Genomic DNA, 444 nt, shown 5'->3' on the forward strand with positions numbered 1-444 from the left:
TTCATTTGCTTGACCGAAGTGCATTGACCAACACTGAAATGTGAATTAGTAGGAGTCCAAACAATATAAAAGTCTTTGATTTGAGAAGGTCAACGAGCGCGTATGTGTCATCCATTCTTGCTGTTTCAGAGTTTAACTTTTCAGTTACTAGAGATATTGCCATATCTTCAGTCAATGGTTCATCTGCTTCCTGAATTACTTTGATTAGTTCTTCATAAACCACTTGTGATTGTTCTCTGGTTTCATTAAGCCTAAGAATATTATCTGCAATGTATTCGGGCGCAAAATAAGAAAATATCGAATATGCCACAATTAGAGAAAAAGAGATGTAAACAGCCTTTGTCTTCAAAATTTTCTCCCTGAAACCTAACTTTCCAATAACGGGCGCAGGCATGTGGGGCATAATGGCGAAGCCGCCCCGCGTGTATGCGTCCCAGCGAACGT

Annotated in this window: 1 pseudogene; it reads right to left on the reverse strand. The window is 39.9% G+C overall.

The annotated features are described in order from the left end of the window. Position 1: 1 nt before the first annotated feature. Positions 2–444, reverse strand: a pseudogene (locus J8L84_RS20270) (hypothetical protein); the annotation flags it as partial.

Origin of the sequence: Alteromonas sp. MMG017 (genome assembly GCF_018100795.1) — a bacterium.
In the GTDB taxonomy this organism is placed as follows: Bacteria; Pseudomonadota; Gammaproteobacteria; order Enterobacterales; family Alteromonadaceae; genus Alteromonas.